Here is a 23,478-nt window from a genome sequence, read left to right on the forward strand (position 1 = left end):
GATGGGGAGAGTCTGCCCAGTGGGTATGGGAGATTTATGTGGGCAATGTGGAGACTGTGTGGAGATGCAGCACCGCTTGCACGCCGCCCGGTACGTTGCCGATCTGCAACGAGCCGCCGTGCAGCTTCATCACCTCCTCGACAAAGTTGAGCCCCAGGCCCGTACTTTTGCGCCCGCTGGCCGGACGTGGCAGCGAGTAGAACCGCTCGCTCAGGCGCGGCAAGGCGTAATCGGGAATCGCCTTGGCCTGGTTAAACAGGCTGACCTGCACATCGTGATGCTGCACCTGGGCGCTAAACCGCAGCGTGCCGCCGGGTGGGGTGAAGTCCAGAGCATTGTCGAGCAGGTTGCCCAGGGCCTGGCGCAACAGGAAGGGCTCACCAAACACCTTCACATCGCCAGCAATGGCCTGCTCCACCTGCAAGCCGGCGCCTTCGATTCGTGCACATTGAGCCTTCAGCACATCTTCAACCAGCGTTGCCAAAGGAATGCTCGACTGCTCTTCCAGCCCCTGGCGTTGCTCAACTTGGGCTAGGTTCAACAGGCGTTCGATCAACTGTTGCAGGCGCGCACTTTCGCTGTCGATATTGCCGACAAACCGCTGCTGCTGCTCGCGGCTCATGTCACCCTGCAACAGCTCTGCTGCACCGCGAATCGCCGCCAACGGGCTCTTCAGTTCATGGGTCAGCGTATGCACGTAGCGCTCTACGTAAGCCTTGCCTTCCAGCTGCGTGCGCATGTGTTCCACGGCGGTGGATAACTGCTTGAGCTCGCCGCCGCGATAATGCGGCAACTCCGCGCGGCGGCCCTCGCTCACGGCTTCGGCATAGGCGGTAAGGCGCCTGAGGGCCGCCGTCAGCCACCACGACAATAGCGCGCCCAGCAGCAGCCCCAGGGTGACCAGCCCGGCGCCGTACCACAGCAGGCGCCGCTCGGTGCGATCCACGTAGGGTTGCAACGAGCTGTTGGGCTTGGCCACCGTGACCACGCCGATGATCTGGCCGTTATCGCGAATCGGCGCCCCCACGTGCATCACCGATGAGGTGGGGTCGTCTGCATCGCTGCGGGTGGAGCGCGCACCGTATTCGCCGCGCAGGGTCAGGTACACGTCGTTCCATTTCGAATAGTCCTGGCCGACTGCTTCACCGCTGGAATCGAGCAATACCCTGCCTGTAGCGTCGGTCACATAGATGCGATGGTTGACCTGGTTTTTCGGAAGCCCCCAGATCACCGCACCCGGCTGACGGTTGCCATAGGCCTTGAGCAGCTTTGGCCAATGGCTCTGGCCGAGGGTGCCGTTTTTAACGTCTGCACGCAGGATTTCAGCCAGCAGGTTGGCGGTGTCCACCAATGTTTCTTCGGTGGACTGGCGCACGCCGGGGCGGATTTCCTTCATCACGGTGTTGAGCACGAAGTAGCCGGTCAGGCCGATAAACAGCGCATACACCAGGAAAATCCGCAGCCCAAGACGCATCAGCTGTGGCTCGGGCTGTAGCTATAGCCGAGGCCACGATGGGTCTGGATCGGCTCGGCATCCGCCGCCACACTCCTGAGTTTGCTGCGCACACTCTTGATATGGCTGTCGATATTGCGCTCGTAACCGGCATCAACGGTTACGCCCACCGCGTCCAGCAGTTGCTCGCGGCTGAACACGCGCTCGGGTTGGTCCAGCAGACTTTGCAGCAGGCGGAACTCATGCCGCGTGAGGCTCAAGGGTTGGCCGCGATAAAGAATCTGCATGCGTTCCAGATCCACTTGGAACAGGGTTGGCGCCACACACGGGCCGACCCGCTTGAGAATCGCCCTGACCCTCGCCGCCACTTCCCGCGGGCTGAAAGGCTTGACCACATAATCGTCGGCACCGATCTCCAGCCCTACCACCCGGTCGATCTCCGCATCCCGGGCACTGAGGAACATCACCGGCACTTCGCTGAAGCGGCGCAATTGCTTGCAGGTTTCAAAGCCGGTGATGTCCGGCAGGCCGATGTCGAGGATGACCAGGTCGGCCGGGGTCAGGCGCTGATGTTCCAGCGCCGCCTGGCCGAGCGTCAGCCAGGTGGTGGTGAAGCCCTCGCCTTGCAGGGCAAAGATCAGCGTGTCGGCTATTGCCGCTTCGTCTTCGACAATCAGGATGTGCGGCATGGGTTCAATCAGCAGTCCGGTTTGTCGGCAGTGTAGCGACGTGCCGGGTTTACCGCAGCGCCAAATTCACGCAAGGCCTTGGCGCCGATCAGCAGCGGGTAGTTGAAGCTGCTGCGGTCGGTGAGGTTGACCTCGACGGTGCGCTTGACGTCGCCCAGGCACATCTCCAGATCGATCACCGGGCGCTTGGCCACACTGGCTTCGTCCTTGTCATCATCTTCGTCGGCGCGGCTCTTGATCTTGCTGATGCGCGACACCTTGTGCTCATAGACCTTGTTACCCGCGTCTTCACCGCCGAGGCGGAAGCGCACCCAGTCATCGCCGTCGCGCTGAAAGGTTTCGATGTCGCGCGCCGACAGCGAGGCGGTCAGCGCGCCGGTGTCCATCTTGGCCTTGAACGTCTGGCCGATCTCCGGCAACTGGATGTATTCGTAGCGACCGTAGAGGGTCGGTTCGGCGGCCATGACAGGCACAGCAACCAGGGCGAACGCGGCAAGGAGCAATTTCACGGCAGGATTTCCTCGAAAGAAGTGGGCGGAGTCTAGACCGCAAACACAGCACTTAGTTGGATGACCGAGCATATCGCGCACAGTGTGAAACATTCGTCGGGCAATTTGCGATTTGGCCTCTAGACTCACCTTGCTTATCATGGCCCGCCCACAGAATTCCAAGAGTTGCTTATGCGCCGCCTGCTCACCGGCTGTCTGGTTACACTGCTGCTGTTAGTCAACACGCTGATCCTGATCGGCCCCTTGATGGTCTTCGCCTTGCTCAAGCTGATGGCGCCGGGCCGCTCGCGTGACTATGCGTCCTGGGCGGTGATGTGGATCGCCGAGACCTGGGCCGAGATCGACAAGCTGATCTTCGCCGCGTGCATCCCCACCCAATGGGATATTCGCGGTGGCGAAGACCTGCGCGGCGATACCTCTTACCTGGTGATCAGCAACCACCAATCCTGGGTCGATATTCCCGCGCTGATCCAGGCATTGAACCGGCGCACGCCGTTCTTCAAGTTCTTCCTGAAAAAAGAACTGATCTGGGTGCCCTTCCTCGGCCTGGCCTGGTGGGCGCTGGATTACCCCTTCATGAAACGCTACACCAAGGCGTTCCTGGCCAAGCACCCGGAGCTGGCGGGGCAGGATTTGAAGATCACCAAAGAGGCCTGCGAGCTGTTCAAGCGCCAGCCGGTCACGGTGGTCAATTACCTGGAGGGCACGCGGTTCAACGAGGCCAAGCGCAAGCAGCAGGCGTCACCGTTTACCCGATTGCTCAAGCCCAAGGCGGGCGGCGTGGCATTTGTGCTGGCGGCGATGGGCGAACAACTGGACGCGATCCTCGACGTGACCGTGGTGTATCCGCAGCAAAAGATTCCGGGGTTCTGGGACTTGATCAGCGGCGCAGTGCCGAAGGTGATCGTGGATATCCGCACCCGCGAGCTGGACCCGGCGTTGTGGCAAGGGGATTACGAGAACGATCCGGCGTTTCGCCAGACCGTCCAGAACTGGGTCAACCAGCTCTGGATGGAAAAGGATGCGCGCATCGAACAACTGCGCCAAGAGCCTTAGCTGCCGGTACCCCAGGCCTGAGCCAATTTGCCCAGCACGGAACTGCTGGCCCCCTCGCCGCCCAGGTATTTCAGGATCACCGGGGCAAACTGGCCGACCATGCCGCTGTCCATGCCCAATGCGCTGAAGGCGGTGTTCAAGTCATTGGTGCTTTTCACGTTGCCCAACAGGCCGTCCAGGCCGCTGGTCTTGCTGCCACCGGTTTGGCCGAGCATCCCGCTCAAGGCCCCGAGGCTGCCCAATGCGTTATCACCCGACAGCTTGTCGAGGCCCGGCACACTGTTACTCAGCTGCGAGAAGTCATTGCCGCTCAGTTTGTTCTTGGCCAGACCCAGCATGGCGCCCGTGCCGCCCACTGCTTGCTCGGGGGTGATGTTCAGTTGCGAGGTCAAGGCCGTCAGCAGGTCGGCCGTCTCCGAGGTGGGCGCGGCGGCGGCAGCCTTGTTGTTGCCACCCTGCATGCCGGAAATGGCATTGGCTGCATCGCCAAGGCTGAAACCTGCGGCGAACACCGGGCCGGCGGCCACGGTCAACAGGCAGGACAGGGCAAAACCGCGTGAAATCTTCATCGAAACAACCTCTGGGTATAGGGGTAAACGCAGGCGTTGGACTGGGTATCCCGTCGGTTGTTCCGGAGCCCCTGAGGAACCCATCGGGGATAAGCGGGTCCATGAACTGACTACAAAATTTGTCGAGAAGAGACTTATGACTGCGATCCAACCCCCAGTGATTGAGCACAAGCCTGCGTTCTGGAGCCGCCCTCGCCTGTTCATCGGCGCCTGCGTGGTGGTGGTTGCCGGTATCGGCGGCGCGCTCTACACCCAGGACAGCGTCAAATCCGCGGCGACATTGGTGACCACGACCCAGCAGCCAGCCGCACAAATCATGGCCCACAAGGATTACCTGGAAGTGCAGCCGATTGCCTCCACGGCGCCAGCACCGGACCAAAGCCTTGAACTCTGGGCGATTCCCAAAGACGGCACACCGGTATCCCTTGGCCTGCTGCCGGAGGATGGCAAAGGCATCATCGGCCTGAATCCGCGCCAGCAAGAAAGCATCAGCAAGCCGGTGGAGCTGATGGTGAGTTCGGAAACCAAGGGTGGCTCGGTGAGCAAGCAACCGACAGGGCCGACCGTCTACCAAGGCGCCCTGGCCACGCGCTAATCACCGGCTGACACTCGGTTTAAATGTAGGAGTGGGCTTGCCCTGATGCCGATCCGTTAAGCGAACGCAATGTTCAAAGCAACAAAGATCAAATGTGGGAACTGGCTTGCCTGCGAAAGCGATAATGCAGTGACTGACACATCGCCTTCGCGGGCGAGCCTGCTCCCAGAGATGGTCTCATTTGCAGACTCACCGGCCGACCCGTTGCATGCCCCGTAACCTGCTGTAGCAGCTTCCAAGGAACCTAACCCGTGTAACGCCCCACCCAGATCGGCCTCCCAACGCAGAGCAGGGAGGACTACCTCGTGGACAAGGAGTTATAACGATGATCGGATGGGTACCTAATCTCTTTTCCCTAGTCACCGCCTACAACCTGCCAGCCAGCAACGCAGCCGTCGACACGGGCCAATGCCCTGCCGTCAGCGACATCCATTCAAAACCCTACACAGACCCCGACCTGCCGCCGCCTTATGGCGAGGGCTATCAGTATTCAGCCCAAACCCAAGGCAAAACATGGACGGGGCAAACCGCCGGGACCAACGATGATTTTCTGGACCCGGAATACGCATTGCAGGCAGAAGCCATCAACGTGCGCGACGGTAAGGTGCACTGTGATTACGGTGGAAAACGTTTGATAAAAAACGGTGAGGTGGCCGATCCCTATTTGCGGTTGACGGCGCTTAAGTGATGCACAGGGCGACTCGCAGGTCGCCCTTTGTTTGCTTGCGCATCAACTGGCAGTTTCCAAAGAACCTGTAGAAGCGGGTTTGCTGGAAATAGCAAACCTCAGACAAGTCCTACTTAACTAACAATAGAAAACTATCAGACTGCAGCCAACCCGTTCTAACAACAACCAAGCCACGGGCCAGGCCCCTCACGAAGTGCCGAAAACAGCAATGAATTTTTCGGAGAACGACATGTTTAAATCCTTCTTAAAACCCGGACTACTTGCAATTGCGCTGTTCGGCCTTCCGGCCGTTGCAAGTGCGAGCGGGTTAGCGAGCGCTATCGGCACCATCACTGTTCCGATTGGAAACTCTTTCTCAAATCAAGCTGTCACTGAATCAGCATTTTCTCATTCATGCAGCACTGGGAAGTTTGTCGGCTACGTTCAAGGCGTTATTGCCGGTAGCGGAAGTACCATACATTACGTGCGCGTAGACAGGTACCGAATTGTGAAAACCGACGGGCACACCGACAGAAGCAAAGCCAATGTCAATATCAAGACCGTCAGCCGAAATGGAACCCGCGTGACAAAGTCAGCAGATGCCATGAAGCAGGACAGGCAATGGCATGATTTGAAAATGGCCAACTATAACCCCGGTTTGCGAAGTGCGGAAATTGAGATGATATTTGATAAGTCCGGGTCCGACCCTAGATGCTTTATCTCGATCTAAGCCGCTGATTGTTCGCCGCTGGTGCTCTTGCATTTACAAAAGCACCGGCGTCAGGCACCTAGCCCAATGAAAAGACAACTCGCACACGGTTTTTTGTTTGCATGCGAACAGTCAAATACATTGTCGCCATCCCGCCTCTTTTATCGAACATCCTGAACTTCAAATGCTCGTGATCCCTGCCCCCCCGCTCGCCCTCTCGCTGCAGGGCGTATGCAAGTATTATCAACTTGCCAAACAGCCCATCTCAATTCTTGAGAACATAAACTTGCAGATAAACGCAGGTGACCACTGTGCCGTGCTCGGCACTTCGGGCTCAGGTAAGAGCACATTACTTAACATACTCGGCCTCTTGGACCGGGCTGATGAAGGGCGGTATGAGTTTTACGGACACGACACATCCAAGGCGACACCGGATCAACTGGCCGTGTTACGCAACCGACACCTAGGTTTCATCTACCAGAACTTCAACCTGATGCCACGCCTCAGCGCACTGGACAACGTCGCCTTGCCTCTCTCCTACCGTGGCCTTGGCCGGCGAGTAGCCCTGCAGCGTGCCATGCACAGACTCGACCAGGTCGGCCTCAGCCACCGGGCACATCACCTCCCCGCCGATCTGTCTGGCGGCCAACGACAGCGAGTCGCAATTGCGCGAGCTCTCGTGGGGGAGCCTTCCCTGATTCTCGCGGACGAGCCCACTGGCAATCTGGACAGCCGCACGGCAAACGACATTCTGGAATTGTTGCTGGCAATCAATCGTGAGCACCGCGTCACGCTGATTGTCGTCACCCATGATTTAGACATCGCCGCGCGCCTGGACAGACAAATCTTCGTTCAGGACCGAACCCTGCGTGAGCACGAACCGTGTCAGAACTGATGAGCGGCGGGAGCCAAACTTTTCGCGACCTGATACATGACGTCAGAACAAACCTGCGGACCTTGGGCAAACGCGCAGTGCTCACCCTTCTCGGCGTCGTCATGGGGAGCTGCTCGGTGGTCGCCCTCATCAATATCGGTCACAACGCCGCCGAAGAAGCCGCTGCAATCTTCCAGGGAATGGGTGTCGATACACTAGTTGCACAGGTTTCAAATGCCGCAGATACGAGGCAAACCTCGCCGCTGCCCGCAGGCATTACTCAACTGCGCAATAAAGTCCCTGATTTAGTGAACATTGCACCCGTTGCCCTGATGGGCAACTCAGTGACGTTCAAGGGGCGCGACATTTCTATCCAACTGATCGGCTCAACGCCCCCACTGAAACAGGCGTTGGGCTTGGAAGTGCATGAAGGGCGTTTTCTGAGCGAATTCGATGACCAAGCCACTCATGCAGTGATAGGCCGCCAGCTCGCCGATGAACTCTCCAGCGCTGGCACGCCGGTGCGCATAGGCGACACACTACGAGTGCAACATGCACTGTTCCAAGTCATAGGCGTTCTGCATCCACGGTTTGCGTCGGCGATTGCTCCGTTCGACCCCAACACCTCCATGTTTATTCCACTGCAAGGTGTCAGCCGACTACAAGCTTGGGCGCCAGTCACCCACGTTTTCGCACGTGCTCCGGGCGCGCGTCCTATTGGTAGCGTGGCGTCCGACTTCAAACACGGATTAAGACAGCTATTTCCCGGCCAGGACATCGACGTTCTGGTCCCCCAGCAGATCATCGACGGCCTGTCCCAACAGAATCGAACCTTCACCTATCTGCTAGCCGCCCTCGCTGGCATTTCGCTTATCACCAGTGGTGTCGGGGTGATGAACGTCATGCTGATGAGCATCGCGCAACGGCGCCGAGAAATCGGTTTGCGCATGGCCATGGGCGCTCGTCCCCGCGATATCCGCAACCTGTTCATGATCGAAGCACTGACCTTGACCACCTTGGGAGCACTTACCGGAGCCATCCTGGGCGTCGGCTTGGCCCTCATTTATGCCCGTGTATCGGGATGGAGCTTCGCGCTGTCGCCAATGTCGGTGCCGTTGGGCATTGGCAGCGCGATAGTAGTCGGTATGTTTTTTGGGCTTTACCCCGCCCTTTCCGCCTCGCGGCTACAACCTGTGGAAGCGCTGCGTGAAGACGAGTAGATACCTGGTGCTGACCGCAGCGTTTTTCTTGTGTGTCCAGAATGCCAAAGCCTCCTCGCTGTTAAGCGAGCAGACTATCGGCATGAGTCTGGCGGATGCCCTTTACCTTGGCCTGCGCAACAACCGTGAAATACGCAGCGCTTACTTGCAAAGGGAGGGCCAAAAATTCGACCTGCGCGTGGCTGAAGACGCGTTCAAGCCAAAACTCTTGCTCAAGAGTGAATACACAAACATCAGAAGCAGCGAAGACCAAGCTCGTCAACTCGCACTTACCCCCACGGCTACGTTGCTCGGACAGTACGGCACGCGCTTGAACGTGGGATGGACCCAGCAGCTCAACCATTCCGAGCAGGTGGGCCACCTGCGCAGCGACGGGATAAACCTGGAAATAATCCAACCGTTATTGCGCGGATCCGGCCCGGATGTCACCACCGCCCCCCTGCGGCTCGCAAGACTGTCAGAGCAAGCCAACCGCCTGAACCTCAAGGCGAATATTTCTCAAACGGTCTCCACCATCATCACAACCTATCGGGAGCTGATCAGGGCTCAGGAGCAACTGGGCATCGTCCAGGCGTCGCTTCAAAGGGCGCGGGCCTTGTTGACGGTGAACAAAGCACTGATCAACGCCGGGCGCATGGCTCAATTTGAAATCGTGCAGACCGAAGCTGACATCGCCGTCCAGGAACTGAGTGTCGAAGAAGCGCAAAACCAGCTGGATATTCAACGCCTCGCCCTGCTGCGCCTGCTGGCACTGGATTTGTCCACGAACATTCAGGCCACCGAGGCCGTACAGGCAACTCCACTGGAGGTCGATCTGCCACAAGCCATACACCTGGCGCAAGCTCAGCAACCTCAGTACCTCTCCACATTGCTCAATGGCCAGCAGGCCGCGTTGGACATGATCCTCGCCAAGGATGCCGCTCGCTGGGACCTCTCTCTGGTGGCGGGTGCCAGTCAGGTGCGTGAGCACCCAGGCACCGGCTCTGCTCGGCGCTGGGAAAGCTATACCGGCCTTCAGTTGGAAATCCCCATTGGCGACATCAGCACCCGCCAAGCGCAGACACGTGCGCGTATCAATGTAGAACAACAGCAGTTGCTAATCGCCGACGCCCGTCAAGAATTGGAACGCAACGTCAGCAACGTAGTGCGCGAACTTGGCACCCGCTGGCGTCAATATGAAATCGCCCTGCGTGCCAACGAACTGTCCACGCGCAAGCTGGACATCGAGCGCGAAAAACTCAGCGTCGGGCGCTCCAGCAATTTTCAAATCATCAGTTTCGAAAACGATCTGCGCGATGCGGAAAATGCACGTATCAACGCACTCATCGCGTATCTGAACGCCCAGACGCAATTGGACGAAACCCTCGGCATGACCTTGGAAAAATGGGAGATTGCACTTGAAGGCCCACACTGAAAAGGCCTGTCACTCGCACTATTGGCGCATAGGTTCGATGATGCTGATAGCGTTGATTGGCGCTGCATTGATCGTGAAAAAAGTTGCGATTGCGCCGCCCCCCGCACCGCAATGGGTGAGCGTGCAAACCAAGCCAATGACGCTACATATCGGCCTGGTCGGAAAATTCGAGCCTATCCAAACCATCGTGCTCAACGCACCATTCGAAGGCGTTATCCAGTCCCTCGAAGCCGAACAGGGCCAGTGGGTACAGAAAGGCCAAGCGCTTCTGAGCATGGACCCTACGCTGATCGAGCTGCAGTTACGCGAAGCCCTGTCCGGGCAACTCAAAGCCCAACGAACCGTGCACGAGTTGAACAATTGGGAAAACGGCACTCAAGTCACACGAGCGCGTCGTGCGTTACGCACCGCCGACATCTCACTGAGCAACCTGGAAGGCAGGCTACGAGAAAACCGCCATCTGTTCGAACGCGGCATTATTGCGCGCAACGAACTTGACGAACTGGAGCAGCAAACGAAGTTGCAACGACTTGAACGCAGCAGCGCTCAAAACGAGCTGAACGCGTTATTAGACGAAGGGAAAGGGCAGGCTCGGCAGATTGCCGAAATGGAGCTGACCAATGCCACGGTGAGGTACGAACAGCTGCAACGGTTGATTGCCAAACAAGTCGTGGTAGCACCGTTCACCGGCGTTATTGTTCCTGTAAATGCCGCACAAGGGGCCGGAGTAACGCCTCTCGTACAGACCGGCTCAAGGGTCAGTCAGAATCAGGCTCTGCTGGGTTTGGCCAATACCGAAACACTGAAGATCGTCACTACGGCATCCGAGCTGGATATCAACCAGCTGCAACCGGGACAGCGCGTTGAAATCCTGGGTGATGGATTTCTCGGCGAGCCGCTGCTTGGCCATGTGCAAGCGGTCGGCAACCTGGCCTTGCCCAGCGATGACCCCGGTGACAGTGCACTGTTTCCCGTCACACTGAGCGTGGCGGCATTGACGCCAGGACAGGCCAAGCGTATCCGTCCCGGTATGAGCGCACGCCTGAACATCACGGCCTACCACAATGAACAGACCATCATCGTGGCGCCCGAAGCGATAAGCCAGGAAGGCAGTGAAATGGTCGTGATTTACCGTAAAGGCGAGGGCCAGCCGATTGAACGCCGGATCGTAGAGGTGGGCCATGCCAACGCCGAGGGCGTAGAAGTTTTTGGTCTTGCACCCGGGCAGGTGAGCCTTGGCAGCTCATCGCGAAAATGATGCGCGTCTTTGTTAAACAAAGGGCGACCCGCGGGTCGCCCTTTGTTTGCTTTGCCTTTACGCCGCACTGAACAGCTTGTGCGGATCAATCACAAACTTCTTCGGTACACCCGCATCGAACTCGCCATAGCCACGTGGCGCATCATCAAGGCTGATCACCTGCACGCCGACGATCTCAGCGATGTTGATACGGTCCCACATGATCGCCTGCATCAGTTGGCGGTTGTACTTCATCACTGGCGTCTGCCCGGTGTGGAAGCTGTGGGATTTGGCCCAGCCCAGACCAAAGCGAATGCTCAGGCTGCCCATTTTTGCGGCGGCATCGACAGCACCTGGATCTTCGGTCACATACAGGCCTGGGATACCGATCTTGCCTGCCACACGTACCACGCCCATCAGCGAGTTGAGCACGGTGGCCGGGGCTTCGGCCTTGACACCGTCGTGGCCGTGGCCGCGTGCTTCGAAGCCCACGCAGTCAACGGCGCAGTCCACTTCGGGCTCGCCCAATAACGCGGCGATTTGTTCGTGCAGCGGGGTGTCGGTGGACAGGTCGACCACTTCAAAACCCTGGGCCTTGGCGTGGGCCAGGCGGATCGAGTTGACGTCGCCGATGATCACCACTGCTGCACCCAGCAAGCGAGCGGAGGCGGCAGCCGCCAGACCCACCGGGCCGGCACCCGCGATGTAGACAGTGCTGCCTGGGCCGACGCCGGCAGTAACAGCGCCGTGGTAGCCAGTGGGCAGGATGTCGGAGAGGCAGGTCAGGTCACGGATTTTCTCCATGGCCTTGTCACGGTCCGGCAGTTTCAGCAGGTTGAAGTCGGCATACGGCACCAGCACGTACTCGGCCTGGCCGCCGGTCCAGTCGCCCATGTCCACGTAGCCGTAGGCGCCACCGGCACGGGCCGGGTTGACGGTCAGGCAGACGCCGGTGTGTTGTTCCTTGCACGAACGGCAGCGGCCGCACGCGACGTTGAACGGCACGGACACCAGGTCGCCGATTTTCAGGTTCTCGACGTCGCTGCCCTTCTCGATGACTTCACCGGTGATTTCATGACCGAGCACCAGGCCGGTCTGGGCCGTGGTGCGCCCACGCACCATGTGTTGGTCGGAGCCGCAGATGTTGGTGGAGACCACGCGCAGGATGACGCCGTGCTCAATCTTCCTGCCACGGGGGTCCTGCATTTTGGGATAGTCGATTTTCTGTACTTCGACCTTACCGTTGCCGAGATACACGACACCACGATTACCAGACATGCTTTCACCTCGCTGTTGTTTTTATGGAACTGCGTTGCCCTTGGGGCAGCGCGTTAAGTGCTCGGGTACAGATGCTGTTTCTTGTGTTGCTTGTAAGGGCCTCATCGCAGGCAAGCCAGCTCCCACAGTGGATCGGGTTCACACCTCCAGGAATGTGGGAGCTGGCTTGCCTGCGATAGTGATCTAAAGAACGACGGTGCGATTGGCGTTCAAGAACACCCGCCGCTCGATGTGATACCCCACCGCCCGCGCCAATGTGAGCCCTTCGATATCCCGCCCCTTGGCAATCAAATCCTCGGGATAGTGGCTGTGATCCACCACTTCCACGCCTTGGGCGATGATCGGCCCTTCATCCAGATCGTTGTTGATGTAATGCGCCGTGGCGCCCACCAGTTTCACACCCTTGTTGTACGCCTGGTGATAAGGCTTGGCGCCCTTGAAGCCCGGCAGCAACGAGTGGTGAATGTTGATGGCCTTGCCGTCCAGCTTGCGACACAGCTCTGGTGACAGCACTTGCATGTAGCGCGCAAGGATCACCAGTTCGGCGCCGGTGTCTTCCACCACTTGCCACACCTGGCGCTCCTGGGACGGTTTGTCGTTGGGGTCGAGGGGGAAATGGTAGTAGGGAATCTGGTGCCAATCAGCCAAGGGCTTCAGATCGGGATGGTTGGACACCACCGCGACTACGTCCATCGACAGCTGGCCGATGCGCTGGCGATACAGCAGGTCGTTGAGGCAGTGATCGGCCTTGGAGACCATGATCACCACTTTGGGCCGGTAGTTCGGCGCCGTCAGTTCGAAGATCATGCCAAAGGCTTCACCACGGGTGGCCAAGCCATCGCGGAACGCCTGTTCGTCAAAGCCGTCAGGCTGACGGAACTCAACACGAATGAAAAACCGACCCGAGAGGCGGTCATCAAACGAATGGTGCTCGGTGACGTAGCAGCCTTGCTCAAACAGGTAGCGGGTGACCGCGTCCACCGTGCCGAGCACGCTGGGGCAGTCGGCGGTCAAAATCCATGTATCGGGTGCGCGGCTCATGGGTCACTCCTCAGGCTGATCGTTCCCACGCTTTGCGTGGGAATGCCGCCATGGACGCTCTGCGTCCGCTTTTGGGACGCAGAGCGTCCCGGTATGCATTCCCACGCGGAGCGTGGGAATGATCATCATGCGACAACGCTCAGGCCGAACTCAGCCGAGGCATCCTGCAACCACAACCACCAGTAATCCGAGAAGCTGCGACGGATCAGCAGTTCCCAGGTGTCTTCAGCCGTATGACGGATCACCAGTTGCGACTTGGCGAACACCGTACCCACGGCTTTGCCGACCGGGAAGTTGTTGGGGTGTACGTCGTAGCTGGTGGACTTCATCAGCACATCGCGCACATTCGGGCCGCTCAGTTCAAGAATCTGCTGGCCGCCGCTGACGTTGACGATCTGGATATGCAGGTCGCCCAGGGCGGCGCGCAGGTTTTGCTCGGCGGCAAACTCTTCACCGCTCGGCACAATCAACAGCCACTCATCCGGGCCGAGCCACTGAAGGCTGGTTTCACCTTTGAAGACCACGCTCAGCGGGCCGGGCAGTTCGATACCGACGGCCTTGTGTACGCCGGCGGCGAAGGCGGCGTCGTGGCCATCGCCACGGATAGTCAGGTGGCCGAGGAGTTTCTTTTCACGCACGGTCACGCCGGCATTCTTGCGGCCCTTGCCGACCAGGCTGGCAAGGTCGGCATGGTGCAGCGACGACTCGGCCTTGGCGCCGGTGGTGGGGCGTTGTTGGTAAACATTGGCTGCTGTCATAAAGCACCTGTTCTGAATTCTGTTGATCGTTCCCACGCTCCGCGTGGGAATGCCGCCATGGACGCTCTGCGTCCGCCCTTGGGGCGCAGAGCGCCCCGGAATGCATTCCCACGCAGAGCGTGGGAACGATCAGGTGTCAGACGTTCTGCCGATCACCTTTGGGGTCAAAGAACACCGAAGACACAATCTCGGCTTCGATCACGCTGCCATCCGCTTGCGGCGAGAACACCCGCTCACCGATGCGCTTCAAGCCGCCCTTCACCACACCCATGGCAAACGAATAGCCCAGGGAGTTATGCGCATAACTTGAGGTAACGTGACCCACCATCTTCATCGGAATCGTCTGCTTCGGATCGAACACCAACTGCGCGCCTTCCGGCAGCCACACGTTCGGGTCGATCGGCTTGAGCCCCACCAACTGCTTACGCTCTTCACGCACGCAGTCTTCACGGTTCATCCCGCGCCAGCCGATCCACGAGAACGGCTTGGTACGGCCAACGCACCAGCCCATGTTCAGGTCGTCCGGGGTCATCGAGCCGTCGGTGTCTTGCCCGACGATGATGAAGCCCTTCTCAGCGCGCAGTACGTGCATGGTCTCGGTGCCGTACGGGGTCAGGTTGTACTTTTTGCCGGCCTCGACGATCTTTTCCAGCACACCCATGGCGTAGTCGGCCTGCACGTTGACTTCGTACGACAGCTCACCGGTAAACGAGATACGGAACACCCGCGCCGGCACGCCGCCCACCAGGCCTTCCTTCCAGGTCATGAACGGGAAGCCGTCCTTGTCCAGGTCGATGTCGGTGACTTCACTGAGCAGCTTGCGGCTGTTGGGGCCCGACAGGGTCATGGTTGCCCAATGGTCGGTGACCGAGGTGAAGTACACCTTGAGGTCCGGCCATTCGGTCTGCTGGTAGATTTCCAGCCACTGCAGCACGCGGGCGGCGCCGCCGGTGGTGGTGGTCATCAGGAAGTGGTTATCGGCCAGACAAGCCGTCACGCCGTCGTCGAAGACCATGCCATCTTCCTTGCACATCAGGCCGTAGCGCGCCTTGCCCACGTCGAGCTTGGTCCAGGCGTTGGTGTAGATGCGGTTGAGGAACTCACGGGCATCCGGACCTTGAATGTCGATCTTGCCGAGGGTGGAGGCATCCAGCAGGCCGACGCTGTCACGCACCGCCAGGCATTCACGCTTCACTGCGGCGTGCAGGTCTTCACCGTTACGCGGGAAATACCACGGGCGTTTCCACTGGCCGACGTCTTCAAACTCGGCGCCGTTCTTCACGTGCCAGGCCTGCAGCGCGGTGTAGCGTACCGGCTCGAAGATATGCCCACAGTGACGGCCCGCTACGGCGCCGAACGTCACCGGCGTGTAGTTGGGACGGAACATGGTGGTGCCCATCTGCGGGATGGTCACGTTCAACGAACGGGCGGCGATGGCCAGGCCGTTGACGTTACCCAGCTTGCCTTGGTCAGTGCCGAAGCCCAGCGCGGTGTAGCGTTTGACGTGCTCCACCGACTCGAAACCTTCGCGGGTGGCCAGTTCGATGGCGGCGGCGGTCACGTCGTTTTGCAGGTCGACAAATTGCTTTGGCGCCCGTGCGGTAGCTTTTTCGTGGGGCACCTGGAACAGCGCCAGGGTGGGTTCTTCAAGACGGCTCAAGGCTTTTGGCAGCGTGCCTTCAACCGGGGCAAAACCGGCTTCGCTGGCCGCACGCACGCCGCCTTCAAAGCCATCGGCGAGGGAATCGCCAAGGCCGTAGACACCGTTGATGCCACCCACGCACACGCGTTTTTGCGGTGCTTCGCCCGGTACAAACCCGAGGATATCTTCACGCCAGGTCGGCTTGCCGCCCAGGTGCGAGGCCAGGTGCACCACCGGGCTGTAACCGCCGGAGCTGGCGACCAGGTCGCAGTCCAGCCACTCGCCGGGGCTGGTGACTTTGTGCGCCTTGACGTCGATGGCTGCCACACGGGCACCGGTCACGTGCTTACTGCCACGGGCCTCGATCACGGCGCTGCCGGTGAGGATGCGAATGCCTTTGGCGCGAGCTTCTTCAACCAGAGCCCCGCGTGGGTTGTGGCGCGCATCGGCCACCGCAACAACGGTGAGGCCCGCATCGAACCAATCCAGCGCAACGCGGTAGGCATGATCGTTGTTGGTCGACAGCAGCAGCTTTTTACCCGGTGCCACGCCGTAGCGACGCACGTAGGTAGACACCGCACCCGCGAGCATATTGCCCGGCACATCGTTGTTGCCATACACCAGCGGACGCTCGCACGCACCGGTGGCCAGCACCACACGCTTGGCACGCACACGGTGGATACGCTGACGCACCACGCCAATCGGCGCACGGTCACCGAGATGGTCGGTGATACGCTCGTGAATGGTCAGAAAGTTATGGTCGTGGTAACCGTTGACGGTGGCGCGGGGCAGCAGCACCACGTCCGGCAGCGCTTTCAATTCGGCAATGACGCTGGCAACCCATTCAGTGGCCGGCTTGCCGTCGAGGCTTTCGCGGGAATCGAGCAGCGAACCACCGAACTCTTCCTGCTCGTCGGCGATGATCACCCGCGCACCGCTGCGCGCAGCGGCCAATGCCGCGGCGAGGCCGGCAGGGCCTGCGCCCACCACCAGCACGTCGCAATGACGGTTGAAGTTGTCATAGGTGTCCGGGTCGTTCTCGGTGGGCGACCGGCCAAGGCCTGCCGCCTTGCGGATGTACTTCTCGTAGGTCATCCAGAACGATTGCGGGTACATGAAGGTTTTGTAGTAGAAACCCGGCGGCATCAGCTTGCCGCCGACCTTGCCGAGAATCCCCATCATGTCGTTGTTCACGCTCGGCCAGCCGTTGGTGCTGGTAGCAACCAAGCCTTGGTACAGCGCCTGTTGGGTGGCGCGCACGTTGGGGATCTGCGTGGCTTCGGTGGCGCCGATCTGCAGCACCGCGTTCGGCTCTTCGGCGCCCGCGGCAAAGATGCCCCTTGGGCGCGAGTACTTGAAGCTGCGGCCAATGATGTCGACACCGTTGGCCAGCAGGGCTGCGGCCAGGGTGTCGCCTTCAAAACCCTTGTAGCTCTGACCGTTGAACGTAAACGTCAGGACTTTATTACGGTCGATGCGGCCACCGTTGGACAGGCGATTGATCTGGCTCATACCTTCTCTCCAGAGGCCTTGGCGGTGAACTGAGGCTTCTCACCGATCTTGTAGGTTTCAAGAATTTCGTAGGTCACAGTGTCGCGGGTGGCGTTGAAATACTGGCGGCAACCGGCGGCATGGATCCACAGTTCGTGGTGCAGGCCGCGCGGGTTATCGCGAAAGAACATGTAGTCGCCCCACTGCTCGTCGGTGCAGGCATTCGGGTCCAGCGGGCGCGGGATGTGCGCTTGGCCGGACGCGTGGAATTCCTCTTCGGAGCGCAGTTCGCCACAGTGAGGACAGAAGATATGCAACATAGGGGATTTCTCCTGTTAGTGGGCGACGGCCGCAGCGCCGTGTTCGTCGATCAACGCACCGTTGTGGAAACGGTCGATGGAAAAAGGTGCGGCCAGTGGGTGCATTTCACCCTTGGCCAGGCTGGCGGCAAACACGTTGCCTGAGCCTGGGGTGGCCTTGAAGCCGCCCGTACCCCAACCGCAGTTGAAGAACATGTTCGGTACCGGGGTTTTGGAGATGATCGGGCAGGCATCCGGCGTGGTGTCGACGATGCCGCCCCACTGGCGGTTCATGCGCACCCGTGACAGCACCGGGAACATCTCGACGATGGCCTGGATGGTGTGCTCGATCACCGGGTACGAACCGCGCTGGCCGTAGCCGTTGTAGCCGTCGATACCGGCGCCGATCACCAGGTCGCCCTTGTCGGATTGGCTGATGTAGCCATGCACGGCGTTGGACATGATCACGCTGTCGATAATCGGCTTGATCGGCTCCGACACCAACGCTTGCAGCGGGTGGGATTCGATCGGCAGGCGAAAGCCCGCCAGCGAGGCCATGTGCCCGGAGTTACCGGCAGTGACCACACCGACGCGCTTGGCGCCGATAAAGCCCTTGTTGGTTTCCACACCGATGCACACGCCGTTTTCCTTGCGGAAGCCGATCACTTCGGTCTGCTGGATCAGGTCCACGCCGAGTGCGTCGGCGGCGCGGGCAAAGCCCCAGGCCACGGCATCGTGACGAGCCACGCCGCCGCGACGTTGCACGGTGGCACCGAGTACGGGGTAACGGGTGTTCTTGGAGCAATCCAGATACGGGATTTCATCGGCCACTTGCTGGGCATTCAGCAGCTCGCCGTCCACACCGTTGAGGCGGTTGGCGCTCACGCGGCGTTCGGAGTCACGGATGTCCTGCAGGGTGTGGCACAGGTTGTACACGCCACGCTGGGAGAACATCACGTTGTAGTTCAGGTCCTGGGACAAACCTTCCCAGAGTTTCATGGCGTGTTCGTACAGGTGCGCCGACTCGTCCCACAGGTAGTTGGAACGCACGATGGTGGTGTTGCGCGCGGTGTTACCGCCGCCCAGCCAGCCTTTCTCGACCACCGCCACGTTGGTGATGCCGTGTTCCTTGGCCAGGTAGTAAGCGGTCGCCAGACCATGCCCGCCGCCGCCGACGATGACCACGTCGTAGACCTTTTTCGGGGTCGGCGTGCGCCACATCTTCTGCCAGTTTTCGTGATGGCTGAGGGAGTGCTTGAAGAGGCCGAAGCCTGAGTAGCGTTGCATAGTCATTACTCCAAAACCGCGCTCAGCGATAAACCGGGAAATCAGCGCACAGGGCAGACACGTGCTTGGCCACGTTGGCCTCGACGTCGGCGTCGCCGAGGTTGTCGAGGATGTCGCAGATCCAGCCGGCCAGCTCGATGCATTGCGGCACCTTGAAACCACGGGTGGTCACCGCCGGGGTACCGATGCGCAGGCCCGAGGTCACGAACGGCGACTGCGGGTCATTCGGCACCGCGTTTTTGTTGACGGTGATGTGGGCGCGACCCAGAGCGGCATCCGCCTCTTTGCCGGTGAGGCCTTGGCGGATCAGGCTGACCAGGAACAGGTGGTTGTCGGTGCCGCCGGAGACCACATCGTAGCCACGCTTGATGAACACCTCGGCCATGGCCTGGGCGTTATCGATCACTTGCTGCTGGTACGCCTTGAAGCCGGGCTCGAGCGCTTCCTTGAAGCACACGGCCTTGCCGGCGATCACGTGCATCAGCGGGCCGCCCTGGGCGCCGGGGAATACCGCAGCGTTGAGTTTCTTTTCGATTTCTTCGTTGGCCTTGGCCAGGATCAAACCGCCCCGTGGACCGCGCAGGGTTTTGTGGGTGGTGGTGGTGACCACGTCGGCGTAAGGCAGCGGGTTCGGGTACAGGCCAGCGGCAACCAGGCCGGCAACGTGGGCCATGTCGACGAACAGCAGCGCGCCTACCTTGTCGGCGATCTGACGGAAGCGTGGGAAATCCAGGGTCTTGGAGTAGGCCGAGAACCCTGCCACGACCATCTTCGGCTTGTGCTCGACCGCCAGGCGCTCGACTTCGTCGTAGTCGATCAGGCCGGTGTCGGTGTTGATGCCGTACTGCACCGCGTTATACAGCTTGCCCGAGGATGACACTTTGGCGCCGTGAGTCAGGTGACCGCCGTGGGCCAGGCTCATGCCCAGAATGGTGTCGCCGGCATTGATCAGCGCCAGGTACACGGCGCTGTTGGCGGAGGAACCGGAGTGCGGTTGCACGTTGGCGTAATCGGCGCCGAACAGCTGCTTGGCGCGTTCGATGGCTAGGGCTTCGACCTTGTCCACATGCTCGCAGCCGCCGTAGTAGCGCTTGCCCGGGTAGCCTTCGGCGTATTTGTTGGTAAGGCCACTGCCTTGAGCTTCCATCACGCGCTTGCTGGTGTAGTTCTCCGACGCGATCAGCTCGATATGATCTTCCTGGCGCTGCTCCTCGGCATTCATCGCCGCCAGCAGTGCGTCGTCATATCCCTGGATCTGGTCTTGTTTGCTGAACATCGCGTCTCTCCCAGCCTTTCGTATTGTTGAGGCCCTCGCAGGGCCCTTTGATGCGATGGTAGGGCTGGCGCGTGCGGGCCAAATGCCTGCGCACGCCACGCAAAGGTGCGTTTACGACATGGCCTGAGCAAATGCTAACTGGGTGCCTACAAACTGTAGGAGCGAGCTTGCTCGCGAAAAACCTGAGGGCGCCGCGTTCAATCAGGCAGCCCGCGTTATTGTTGACGTTTTTCGCGAGCAAGCTCGCCCCTACAAGGGCTAGGCAATGAGCTTGCGAACGAGTAGCAACAGAAGAAAATGCATGGGATACAGGGCATAGGCCCAGCGTCGCATGGCGGGGGGGTCGGCGTTTTTGCCATGTCGCAATAAGACCAATCCTGCCAGCGGCGCAATCAGACATGCAGCCAACCCCGACAGCGCCACAAGCGTGCCGCTATTGAGCAGAATCTGCCACTGATTGGCGGCGACGCAGACTAAACCCGGCAGCACGCTGAAATACCAGGGCCGGCGAAACACCAGCAATAACGCCAGTGGCAGCAATACACCAAAGAAACCGAACATCAACTGGTATGAAAACACGGCCGCCATTGTGACGGCGATCAGCGCCAATCCTCGATCAACCAACGCCTTTTGCTGCCAACCTCGGGCAACCAGCATGCCCAGCGCCAGGGTCGGCAACACGTTCAAGGTATCGGCATCTTCGATGAACATCCGATAAGGCACTTCGCTGATCACGCTGAACAGCAGCAACCAACCCAGGTAGCGCCAATGGCCCGTCACTGGGGCGTAACGGACACGGTGCAAATTGGCCGCAATCGCCAGGCAAAACCATGGAAACGCCAGGCGCCCCGGCACGTATAGCCCATCCAGGCTCAGCCCCACATAGCGCAAATGATCGAGCACCATACTCAACAGCGCCAGCCACTTGAGCAGATCCAAAGCGCCATCTCGGACAGGTCCGACAGGCAAGGTTTCAGTACCGTGCATAATTCCCCAACGACTTTGCATTTACAGTGCGTGCGTGCCCCCGGCAATCTTGGGTAAAGTGCGCACCAACATCGACCACAGGAACGGGCCATGACCGACAAGAGCCAACAATTTGCCAGCGACAACTATTCCGGCATCTGCCCGGAAGCCTGGGCCGCCATGGAACAAGCCAACCAGGGCCATCAGCGTGCCTACGGCGATGATGAATGGACCCACCGCGCCGCCGACGGTTTCCGCAATCTGTTCGAGACCGACTGCGAGGTGTTCTTCGCCTTCAACGGTACGGCTGCCAACTCCCTGGCGCTGTCCTCGTTGTGCCAGAGCTACCATAGCGTGATTTGCTCGGAAACTGCCCACGTCGAGACCGACGAATGCGGCGCGCCGGAGTTTTTCTCCAACGGCTCCAAATTGTTGGTTGCCCGCACCGAAAACGGCAAGCTGACCCCGGAGTCGATCCGTGAGATCGCCCTCAAGCGCCAGGACATCCACTACCCCAAACCCCGCGTAGTCACCCTGACCCAAGCCACCGAAGTGGGCAGCGTGTACACCCCGGAAGAAATCCGCGCCATCAGCGCCACCTGCAAGGAACTGGGACTGAACCTGCACATGGACGGTGCCCGCTTCGCCAATGCCTGTGCATTCCTGGGTTGCTCACCGGCCGACCTGACCTGGAAAGCCGGCGTCGACGTGCTGTGCTTTGGTGGTACCAAAAACGGCATGGCGGTGGGTGAAGCCATCCTGTTCTTCAATCACAAACTGGCTGAAGACTTCGACTACCGCTGCAAACAGGCCGGTCAGTTGGCGTCGAAAATGCGCTTCCTTTCTGCGCCATGGGTGGGCCTGCTGGAAAATGACGCCTGGCTCAAGCATGCGCGCCACGCTAACCATTGCGCGCAATTGTTGAGCAGCCTGGTGGCGGATATTCCCGGTGTGGAATTGATGTTCCCGGTACAGGCCAACGGCGTGTTCCTGCAACTCTCCGAACCCGCGATTGCAGCGCTGACCGCCAAGGGCTGGCGTTTCTACACCTTCATCGGCAAAGGTGGTGCGCGCTTCATGTGTGCGTGGGATACCGAGGAAGAGCGTGTAAGGGAATTGGCTGCCGATATTCGGGAAGTGATGAACGCTTAAAGCAGGGCCCCGGCCAGTCCTTACTGGCCGATTGCCGAGACTGTTTTTTGATATTTCTGACAGCTACGTAGCTCGCATTCATTGTCTAGCCTCTTGTTACCCGCAAGGAAAACGCAGCGATAACTGCCACCTTTCGGGTTTCACCGCCAGCCGAATAATCGGCGGCAAAGGCACATCAATGGAGAGCTTTATCATGGAATATCAAAGCAATAGCAACACACTGCAAAGCGGCGGCAGCACTAGCACCACGGTCATTGACTGGGATGAGTTCAGGAAACACGCCAAGGTCGGGGACACCATTCAGGAGTCATCAAGGACGCTGACCATCTACGACAAAGCCTACGAATTGACAAACTCAGGCCAGCACTTCGTTGTCCATATCTATGCCCAATAACTGTTAACACCCAAGGCTCGCGTCGCAGATTCCCGACCTGCGACGCGACGCTGAATCATGATCGTTCCCACGCTCCGCGTGGGAATGCCTCCTCGGACGCTCCGCGTCCACCCCAAATCAAGGATGAACACGTGGGCAGAAGCCGCTATGTCATCACCGAACCCGAAAAACCCCACTTCCTCACCTGCACTGTCATGGAATGGCTCCCCCTCTTCACCCGCAACTACCTGGTGGACCATCTTCTGGATTGCTGGCGATATCAACAAAGCAACCACGCTTTAAACTTGTTTGGTTACGTCATCCTGGAAAATCACCTGCACTTTATTGCTCAAGCGCCCGATCTGGGAAAGTGCGTCAGCCAATTCAAATCCTTCACCGCCCGCACCATCATTGACGACCTGCAAAGCAAAGGCGCGGAGCGGGTATTGCAGCGCCTGCGTTTCTGCAAGCGTGCACACAAGACAGATCGTGTTTATCAACTGTGGCAGGAAGGTTCACATGCGGAGTTGGTTTACAGCGAGGCTGTCATGCGCCAGAAGCTTGATTACATCCATCACAACCCCATAAAGCGGGGCTATGTGGACCTGGCTGAACACTGGCGTTACTCCAGCGCGCGCAACTATGCAGGTATGCCAGGCCTGATCGACATCCAACCTTGGCTCTGAAGATCCGCGTGCCCCTTCCCTTACGACGGGACGCGGAGCGTCCCAGGTGGCGTTACCACGCGGAGCGTGGGAACGAGCATGTGCCTGCTGCCGGAAAGATCGTTCCCGCGCTCCGCGTGGGAATGCAGCCCGTGACGCTCCGCGTCACCCCTCAACTGCGACGGGACGCGGAGCGTCCTGGGAGGCGCTACCACTCAGAGCGTGGGAACGAGCATGTGCCTGCTGCCGGAAAGATCG

The 23,478-nt window shown here is 59.6% G+C and carries 23 protein-coding genes; 11 read left to right on the forward strand and 12 right to left on the reverse strand.

The features are described from left to right. Positions 1-34 precede the first annotated feature (34 nt). Genes creC through APH41_RS19115 form a run of 3 tightly spaced genes read right to left on the reverse strand, consistent with a single transcriptional unit; the run spans position 35 to position 2,651 of the window. Positions 35-1,474, reverse strand: a complete 1,440-nt coding sequence (creC, locus tag APH41_RS19105) for a two-component system sensor histidine kinase CreC (protein WP_054920754.1) — start codon at positions 1,472-1,474, stop codon at positions 35-37. Further along, positions 1,474-2,142, reverse strand: a complete 669-nt coding sequence (gene creB / locus APH41_RS19110; protein WP_054920757.1) for a two-component system response regulator CreB — start codon at positions 2,140-2,142, stop codon at positions 1,474-1,476. The genes creC and creB overlap by 1 nt, the downstream gene beginning before the upstream one ends. An 8-nt stretch (positions 2,143-2,150) precedes the next feature. Then, complete coding sequence (locus APH41_RS19115) at positions 2,151-2,651, reverse strand: ATP-dependent zinc protease (protein ID WP_014720226.1); 501 nt, start codon at positions 2,649-2,651, stop codon at positions 2,151-2,153. 171 nt (positions 2,652-2,822) lie between these two features. Between APH41_RS19115 and APH41_RS19120 the strand changes: the two genes are divergently transcribed. Then, on the forward strand, positions 2,823-3,707 hold the full coding sequence (locus tag APH41_RS19120; RefSeq protein ID WP_054896763.1) for an acyltransferase: 885 nt from the start codon (positions 2,823-2,825) through the stop codon (positions 3,705-3,707). Here APH41_RS19120 and APH41_RS19125 read toward each other — a convergent pair. Continuing rightward, positions 3,704-4,276, reverse strand: a complete 573-nt coding sequence (locus APH41_RS19125) for a DUF2780 domain-containing protein (RefSeq protein ID WP_054920759.1) — start codon at positions 4,274-4,276, stop codon at positions 3,704-3,706. The genes APH41_RS19120 and APH41_RS19125 overlap by 4 nt on opposite strands. Positions 4,277-4,412: 136 nt before the next feature. On the opposite strand from APH41_RS19125, the gene APH41_RS19130 reads away from it, so the two are divergent. From APH41_RS19130 to APH41_RS19160, 7 genes are all read left to right on the forward strand, one after another. After that, positions 4,413-4,871, forward strand: coding sequence for an anti-sigma factor domain-containing protein (locus APH41_RS19130; protein WP_034128870.1), 459 nt, complete (start codon positions 4,413-4,415; stop codon positions 4,869-4,871). 325 nt (positions 4,872-5,196) lie between these two features. Continuing rightward, positions 5,197-5,559: a hypothetical protein gene (locus APH41_RS19135; RefSeq protein ID WP_054920761.1), complete on the forward strand. Its 363-nt coding sequence runs from the start codon at positions 5,197-5,199 to the stop codon at positions 5,557-5,559. Positions 5,560-5,788: 229 nt separating this feature from the next. Then, positions 5,789-6,268: a hypothetical protein gene (locus APH41_RS19140; protein WP_054896760.1), complete on the forward strand. Its 480-nt coding sequence runs from the start codon at positions 5,789-5,791 to the stop codon at positions 6,266-6,268. Between the two features lie 163 nt (positions 6,269-6,431). Beyond that, a complete protein-coding gene (locus tag APH41_RS19145) occupies positions 6,432-7,142 on the forward strand; it encodes an ABC transporter ATP-binding protein (RefSeq protein ID WP_054920764.1) in 711 nt (236 codons plus the stop codon). After that, positions 7,130-8,341, forward strand: a complete 1,212-nt coding sequence (locus APH41_RS19150) for an ABC transporter permease (protein WP_371262629.1) — start codon at positions 7,130-7,132, stop codon at positions 8,339-8,341. Before APH41_RS19145 ends, APH41_RS19150 begins: the two co-directional genes overlap by 13 nt. A gap of 4 nt (positions 8,342-8,345) precedes the next feature. Further along, positions 8,346-9,755, forward strand: a complete 1,410-nt coding sequence (locus APH41_RS19155; RefSeq protein WP_232458739.1) for a TolC family protein — start codon at positions 8,346-8,348, stop codon at positions 9,753-9,755. Continuing rightward, positions 9,739-11,013 carry an efflux RND transporter periplasmic adaptor subunit gene (locus tag APH41_RS19160; protein WP_371262630.1) on the forward strand — a complete coding sequence of 425 codons (1,275 nt, stop codon included), beginning with the start codon at positions 9,739-9,741 and terminating at the stop codon, positions 11,011-11,013. Before APH41_RS19155 ends, APH41_RS19160 begins: the two co-directional genes overlap by 17 nt. A gap of 57 nt (positions 11,014-11,070) precedes the next feature. Here APH41_RS19160 and fdhA read toward each other — a convergent pair whose 3' ends face one another. From fdhA to APH41_RS19200, 8 genes are all read right to left on the reverse strand, one after another. Then, positions 11,071-12,270, reverse strand: a complete 1,200-nt coding sequence (fdhA, locus tag APH41_RS19165) for a formaldehyde dehydrogenase, glutathione-independent (RefSeq protein ID WP_014720230.1) — start codon at positions 12,268-12,270, stop codon at positions 11,071-11,073. Positions 12,271-12,453: 183 nt separating this feature from the next. Beyond that, entirely contained in the window at positions 12,454-13,311 is an 858-nt protein-coding gene (purU, locus tag APH41_RS19170) for a formyltetrahydrofolate deformylase (protein ID WP_005792124.1), read from the reverse strand. A gap of 125 nt (positions 13,312-13,436) precedes the next feature. Further along, positions 13,437-14,069 carry a sarcosine oxidase subunit gamma gene (locus APH41_RS19175; protein ID WP_014720232.1) on the reverse strand — a complete coding sequence of 211 codons (633 nt, stop codon included), beginning with the start codon at positions 14,067-14,069 and terminating at the stop codon, positions 13,437-13,439. Positions 14,070-14,205: 136 nt separating this feature from the next. Beyond that, positions 14,206-17,223, reverse strand: a complete 3,018-nt coding sequence (locus tag APH41_RS19180; RefSeq protein ID WP_054920770.1) for a sarcosine oxidase subunit alpha — start codon at positions 17,221-17,223, stop codon at positions 14,206-14,208. Further along, positions 17,220-17,522 carry a sarcosine oxidase subunit delta gene (locus APH41_RS19185; protein WP_003194855.1) on the reverse strand — a complete coding sequence of 101 codons (303 nt, stop codon included), beginning with the start codon at positions 17,520-17,522 and terminating at the stop codon, positions 17,220-17,222. Before APH41_RS19185 ends, APH41_RS19180 begins: the two co-directional genes overlap by 4 nt. A 15-nt stretch (positions 17,523-17,537) precedes the next feature. Further along, positions 17,538-18,788: a sarcosine oxidase subunit beta gene (locus APH41_RS19190; RefSeq protein WP_003176546.1), complete on the reverse strand. Its 1,251-nt coding sequence runs from the start codon at positions 18,786-18,788 to the stop codon at positions 17,538-17,540. A 22-nt stretch (positions 18,789-18,810) separates the two neighbouring features. Beyond that, on the reverse strand, positions 18,811-20,064 hold the full coding sequence (glyA, locus tag APH41_RS19195; protein ID WP_017738444.1) for a serine hydroxymethyltransferase: 1,254 nt from the start codon (positions 20,062-20,064) through the stop codon (positions 18,811-18,813). A 258-nt stretch (positions 20,065-20,322) separates the two neighbouring features. Next, positions 20,323-21,051: a TraX family protein gene (locus APH41_RS19200; RefSeq protein WP_054920773.1), complete on the reverse strand. Its 729-nt coding sequence runs from the start codon at positions 21,049-21,051 to the stop codon at positions 20,323-20,325. Between the two features lie 90 nt (positions 21,052-21,141). Between APH41_RS19200 and APH41_RS19205 the strand changes: the two genes are divergently transcribed. From APH41_RS19205 to APH41_RS19215, 3 genes are all read left to right on the forward strand, one after another. Beyond that, positions 21,142-22,182, forward strand: a complete 1,041-nt coding sequence (locus APH41_RS19205; protein WP_003194862.1) for a low specificity L-threonine aldolase — start codon at positions 21,142-21,144, stop codon at positions 22,180-22,182. 193 nt (positions 22,183-22,375) lie between these two features. Next, positions 22,376-22,576, forward strand: coding sequence for a hypothetical protein (locus APH41_RS19210; protein WP_054920783.1), 201 nt, complete (start codon positions 22,376-22,378; stop codon positions 22,574-22,576). Positions 22,577-22,707: 131 nt separating this feature from the next. Then, positions 22,708-23,241, forward strand: a complete 534-nt coding sequence (locus APH41_RS19215) for a hypothetical protein (protein WP_003194866.1) — start codon at positions 22,708-22,710, stop codon at positions 23,239-23,241. Positions 23,242-23,478: the final 237 nt, after the last annotated feature.

Source organism: Pseudomonas sp. NBRC 111138 (genome assembly GCF_001320835.1).
Lineage (GTDB): Bacteria > Pseudomonadota > Gammaproteobacteria > Pseudomonadales > Pseudomonadaceae > Aquipseudomonas > Aquipseudomonas paracarnis.